The sequence below is a fragment of the Pseudomonas sp. EGD-AK9 genome, assembly GCF_000465935.2.
Classification (GTDB): domain Bacteria; phylum Pseudomonadota; class Gammaproteobacteria; order Pseudomonadales; family Pseudomonadaceae; genus Aquipseudomonas.
Map to the genome: position 1 here is coordinate 1 of NZ_AVOF01000212.1, position 5,665 is coordinate 5,665.

At 69.4% G+C, this 5,665-nt stretch carries 4 protein-coding genes and 1 pseudogene; 3 read left to right on the forward strand and 2 right to left on the reverse strand.

The window, feature by feature from the left end; all coding sequences use genetic code 11:
* Positions 1–868, forward strand: an 868-nt coding sequence (gene pta, locus N878_RS11185) for a phosphate acetyltransferase (RefSeq protein ID WP_021443743.1), incomplete at its 5' end; no start/stop codon positions are given.
* Positions 869–1,001: 133 nt separating this feature from the next.
* On the opposite strand, the gene N878_RS11190 is transcribed toward pta, so the two are convergent.
* Together N878_RS11190 and N878_RS11195 are read right to left on the reverse strand one after the other, a co-directional pair.
* On the reverse strand, positions 1,002–1,541 hold the full coding sequence (locus tag N878_RS11190; protein ID WP_021443744.1) for an NUDIX hydrolase: 540 nt from the start codon (positions 1,539–1,541) through the stop codon (positions 1,002–1,004).
* Complete coding sequence (locus N878_RS11195; RefSeq protein WP_021443745.1) at positions 1,541–2,602, reverse strand: DUF2333 family protein; 1,062 nt, start codon at positions 2,600–2,602, stop codon at positions 1,541–1,543. Before N878_RS11195 ends, N878_RS11190 begins: the two co-directional genes overlap by 1 nt.
* Positions 2,603–2,867: 265 nt before the next feature.
* Here N878_RS11195 and N878_RS11200 point away from each other — a divergent pair, with 265 nt between their 5' ends.
* Both N878_RS11200 and N878_RS11205 read left to right on the forward strand, forming a co-directional pair.
* Complete coding sequence (locus tag N878_RS11200; protein ID WP_021443746.1) at positions 2,868–4,481, forward strand: diguanylate cyclase; 1,614 nt, start codon at positions 2,868–2,870, stop codon at positions 4,479–4,481.
* 104 nt (positions 4,482–4,585) lie between these two features.
* Positions 4,586–5,665 (forward strand): annotated as a pseudogene (locus N878_RS11205) (methyl-accepting chemotaxis protein); the annotation flags it as partial.

Consider the following 5,665-nt stretch of genomic DNA (forward strand, 5'->3'; position numbering starts at 1 on the left):
CGGCATCGCCCGCTGCGTGCTGCTGGCCAAGCCCGACGCCGTCCACGCCGTCGCCCGCGCCCAGGGCATCGAGCTGCCGGCGGGCCTGGAGATTCTCGACCCGGACCTGATCCGCGGGCGCTACGTCGAACCCATGGTCGAGCTGCGCAAGGGCAAGGGCCTCAATGCACCGATGGCCGAGGCACAGCTGGAAGACACCGTGGTGCTGGGCACCATGATGCTGGCCCTGGACGAGGTCGATGGCCTGGTCTCCGGCGCCATCCACACCACCGCCAACACCATCCGCCCGGCGCTGCAGCTGATCAAGACGGCGCCGGGCTACAACCTGGTGTCCTCGGTATTCTTCATGCTGCTGCCGGACCAGGTGCTGGTCTACGGCGACTGCGCGGTGAACCCCGACCCCAACGCCGAACAACTGGCCGAGATCGCCCTGCAGAGCGCCGACTCGGCGCAAGCCTTCGGCATCACCCCGCGGGTGGCCATGCTCAGTTACTCCACCGGCGACTCCGGCAGCGGCGAGGAGGTGGAGAAGGTGCGCGCCGCCACCCGCCTGGCCCGCGAGATGCGCCCCGACCTGCTGCTCGACGGCCCCTTGCAGTACGACGCCGCCGCCATCGACAGCGTCGGCCGGCAGAAGGCGCCGAACAGCCCGGTGGCCGGGCGCGCCACGGTGTTCGTGTTCCCCGACCTGAACACCGGCAACACCACCTACAAGGCGGTGCAGCGCAGCGCCGACTGCATCAGCGTCGGCCCCATGCTGCAGGGCCTGCGCAAGCCGGTGAACGACCTGTCGCGCGGCGCCCTGGTCGACGACATCGTCTACACCATCGCGCTGACCGCGATCCAGGCGGCCAACCTGCCGAACTGAAGCGCCAGGCATGGACACAGGGGCGCCTGGCGCCGGCTGTTCGCCGCTCGCTCATTGGCGCGCACGGCGCGATGGAATCCGGTCGGCCTTTGAGCGGGCACTCGCTATCGCGAGGTGAGCCCCAAGACGGTATCTACCGGCGGGCGACCAGATAACGCTGCAATGCCGCCAGCGAATCCGGGCAATAGGGCAGGCGGCGGGTCTCCTCCAGCGCCTGCTCGACGCTGATGAAGCGCGCCTCCAGCACTTCTTCCGGCTGCAACACCAGCGGCGCGTCGGATACCGCCGAGTAGGCCATGCACCACAGCCGGCTTTCCGGGGCGTCGTAGAGAAAATGCGCATGCTCGACCAGCTCGGCGCCGACTATGCCCAATTCCTCGGCCAGTTCGCGCTCGGCCGACTCGGCGTATGCCTCGCCTTCCAGCACCATGCCGCCGGCGGCCACGTCCCAGTAGCCGGGATACAGCGCCTTGCTCAGGGTGCGCCGGTGCACGCAGAGCAGGCCGGCCGAGTTGAACAGCAGGATATAGGTGCCGCGGCCGATCAGGCGGCGCTCGCGCAGCTCGGCGCGCGACACCCCGCCGAGCGGCCGGTCCTGTTCGTCGACCCAGGCCACCCGCTCGGCGTCGGAGGCGGCGCGATGCGCCGCTTCCGCCTCGGAGATCGCCGCCATCAGCCCTGGCTCAGCAGCTGGCGCAGGTCGATGATCGCCGCATTGGCCCGCGAGATGTAGTTGGCCATCACCAGCGAGTGGTTGGCCAGCAGGCCATAGCCGCTGCCGTTGAGGATCATCGGGCTCCACAGGGTTTCCTGCGCCGCCTCCAGCTCGCGGATGATCTGCCGCACGCTGACCGTGGCGTTCTTCTTCGCCAGCACGTCGGCGAAGTCCACCTCGACCGCGCGCAGCAGGTGGGCCAGTGCCCAGGCCTGGCCGCGCGCCTCGTAGAACACGTTGTCGATCTGCAGCCAGGGCGTCTCGTAGATGCCGCCCTCGCCCACCGCCGTGGCGTCCGGCTCGCTCGGCAGCACCTCGGTATTCAGGCGCACCTGACCGACGCTGGCGGACAGCCGCTGCGACAGCGAGCCGAGGCGGGTGCCGGCGTCGCCCAGCCAGTTGTTGAGGTTGTCGGCGCGGGTATAGAACTGCGCGTTCTGCTTGCTCGGATCGGCCAGGCGGGCCAGGTAGCGATCCAGCGCCTTGATCCCTTCGCGGTACTCGGACTCCGAGGCCGGCAGCGCCCAGCTCTTGTTGTCGAAGTGGAAGCGCGGCTCGGCCTGGGCCAGGTCCGGGTCCTCGGTGGATTGCGACTGCGAGCGGGCGAAGTCCTTGCGCAGGGCGCGGGAGAAGTCACGCACCTGCACCAGCACGCCATATTCCCAGCTCGGCATGTTGTCCAGCCACAGGCCGGGCGGCGCCAGGTCGTTGGACAGGTAGCCGCCGGGCTTGTCCAGCAGGGTGCCGGCCACCTGCTTGAGGGTCTCCACCGTGGTGTAGCCGCCGACCAGCTGGCGCTTGGCCTGCTCCGCCGCGGCCTGGGCCCGCTGCTGCACCGGGAAGGCCGACGGCTCCTGACTCCAGTACCAGCCGACCACCAGGGCCAGCAGCAGGTAGACGCCGAGCAGTCCGCCGACCGCGCGGCCGATCAGGCTGGCGCCGCTGCGCTCGCCTGCGTGCGTGGCGGTCTTGGCGGCGGCGTCGGGCGAGCTCGCCGCGCGATTCTTCCAGTCCAGCATGGCAGTGTCCTTCCTTCAGCAAATTCGAATGTTCGACCGCGCCCCGAACAACGGGTTGCGTGTCCGCACTATAAGGCAAGCTCGCCGCAAAGCGCAGGGCGCACGGGCAAACTTACCGCCGGTGGCAAGTCAGTGGGAAAAAGCTAGGTTTATGTCGCCTATTCGACAGAAAACACGACGCCAATTGATCGACGGCACTGTCAGCGCCGCCGCCAAGTGATAGCATCGAGCCACCACTGACCCAGTCATTTAAAGAAGTCGGCCCATGACCGAACACCCGGATCCCAGTCGCGATCGCCTCAAGCATCACTTCGCCCAGCGCGTGATCCACCAAGCGCGTCAGGTGCTGGAAGTCTGGCAGCGCCTGCAGCGCAGCGAATGGAACGACGCCGGCATGGCCGAACTGGGCGAGGCCAACCTGCGCCTGCTGCGCTACGCCGAGCGCTTCGAGCAGGCCGAGCATGCCCAGCTGGCCGAGGCCATCGCCGCCAGCCTGATGGCGGTGGCGGACAACCGCGGACGCCTCAACAGCAGCCTGATCGGCCAGCTCAACCTGGCCATGCAGCGCCTGTCGCGCACCGGCCTGCGCCACGGCGACGCGTTCGAGCAGACCTTCCTGCCGCCGCTGCGCAAGCCGGTCTACCTGGCCCTGCAGGACACCGCCCGCGCCGAGCGCCTGGCCCAGCAGCTGGAGTTCTTCGGCCTGGCCGCGCAGGCGCTGACAGACGCCGCGGCGTTTCGCGCCGCCATCGCCGAGCGCCACCCGGCCGCCATCGTCATGGACGTCGACTTCGCCGGTGCCGGCCTGGCGCTGGCCGACTCGGTGCAGCAGGGCCTGGAGCAGAAGATTCCGCTGCTGTTCTTCAGCCACCGCGACACCGACACGCCGACCCGCCTGGCCGCGGTGCGCGCCGGCGGCCAGGAGTTCTTCACCGGCTCGCTGGACGCCTCCAGTCTGCTCGAACGCATCGAGGTGCTGACCCACGTCGCCCAGTACGATCCCTACAAGGTGCTGATCGTCGACGACTCCAAGGCCCAGGCCACCCACACCGAGCGCGTGCTCAACAGCGCCGGCATCCTCACCCACACCCTGACCGAGCCGATCCAGGCGATGGACGCGCTGGCCGAGTTCCAGCCCGACCTGATCATCCTCGACATGTACATGCCCGAGTGCAGCGGCATCGAGCTGGCCAAGGTGATCCGCCACAACGACCGCTACGTCAGCGTGCCGATCATCTACCTGTCGGCCGAGGACGACCTGGACAAGCAGCTCGACGCCATGAGCGAGGGCGGCGACGATTTCCTCACCAAACCGATCAAGCCACGTCATCTGATCGCCACCGTGCGCAACCGCGCCGCCCGCGCGCGCAACCTCAAGGCGCGCATGGTGCGCGACAGCCTGACCGGCCTGTACAACCACACCCACACCCTGCAGCTGCTCGAAGACGCCTGCTTCCGCGCGCGCCGCGACGAGCAGCCGCTGGCCTTCGCCATGCTCGACATCGACCACTTCAAGAGGGTCAACGACAGCTACGGCCACCCCATGGGCGACCGGGTGATCAAGAGCCTGGCGCTGTTTCTCAAACAGCGCCTGCGCAAGACCGACCATATCGGCCGCTACGGCGGCGAGGAATTCGCCGTGGTGCTGCCCGATACCGACGAGCAATCGGCGCTGCGGGTGCTCGAGGAAATCCGCCAGCGCTTCGCCGAGATCCACTACCCGGCGCAGCCGCAGGACCTCTCCTGCACCTTCAGCTGCGGCATCGCCATGCTGCAGCCGGGCCTGGACGGCAACGCCCTGTCCAAGCAGGCCGACGAGGCGCTGTACCGGGCCAAGCACGGCGGCCGCAACCGGGTGGAGCTGTACCGCGGTGCGTGACGGCTCGCCGGTCGCCGGAACGTGACGCAACGCACAACGTCATCAGCCTGTAACCAAACCGCAATAGGCTCGCGGGCATCGTTCAGCCGTCGATCGAGCCCGCCATGCGTCTCAAGCTGCTCACCAACCTCAACACCCTGCTGCTGGTCACCGTCTGCGTCGCCCTGGCGGCGACCCTGTGGTGGTCGCAGCGCGCGCTGCAACAGCCGTTCCAGCTGATGGAGCGCTACCTGGCGCTGTCCCAGCAGTTCCAGCAGGACGTGGCCGGCAATATCCAGGCCTACCTGGCCAGCGGCGACGCCCTACGCCACAGCGCCGCGGGCCAGGCCATCGACGGCCTGGAGCTGGCGCTCGACGAGCTGCCGGCGCCGCTGGCCGAGGAGCTGCGGCCGAGCCTGGAGCAATTGCGCACCTTCAGCGCGGGCGAGCTGCTCGCCGCCGGCAAACTGGCCGGCGACCCGCAGGGCCTGCTGCTGCAGGCCGAACGGGAGATGGGCGGCGCGCTGGAGCAGCTGGCGCAGTACGCCGACTCGGCCACGGGGGCGTCAGCGCAGGATTACCACCGCCCTCTGTTCGACGCCAGCCAGCACCTGACGCGCCTGGGCCATGCCCGCGGCCGCTTCGTTGCCCAGGGCCGCAACGAGCTGCTGGCCGATATCGAACGCGAACTCAAGGCCCTCGGCGCACAGGCCGGGCGCCTCGACAGCCTGCCGCTGCTCGGTGTGGCGGAGGCTTCGGACTCGGCCAGCGCCGGCTTCGCCGCCCTGCTCGGCCTGGCCGACGACAGCAGCGCCAGCCAGGCGGAAGATCGTGGCGTCGCCCTCAAGCGCGACTTCGCCGCCCTGGTACGCCGCTACCCGGCCGAGCTGCAGCGCACCCGCGAGCTGGTCGAGCAGCGTCAGCAACTGGCCGCCGCCACCCGCGCGCGCATCGACCAGCTGCAGCAGGCGCTGGCCGCTCTGGAGCCGCAGGTCAAGGCCGAGTACGCGCGCATCCAGGGCGACGTGCGGCTGATCCAGGGCCTGATGATCGGCCTGATCCTGCTGATCGCGCTGACCATCGACAGCATCCAGCGGCGCCTGACCCGGGTGCTCAGCCAGCTGGTGCCGGCGCTGTCGGCCTGGGCCCGCGGCGACTTCGCCACGCCCATCGCCATCGGCGCGCGCACCCGCGAGCTGCGCGAT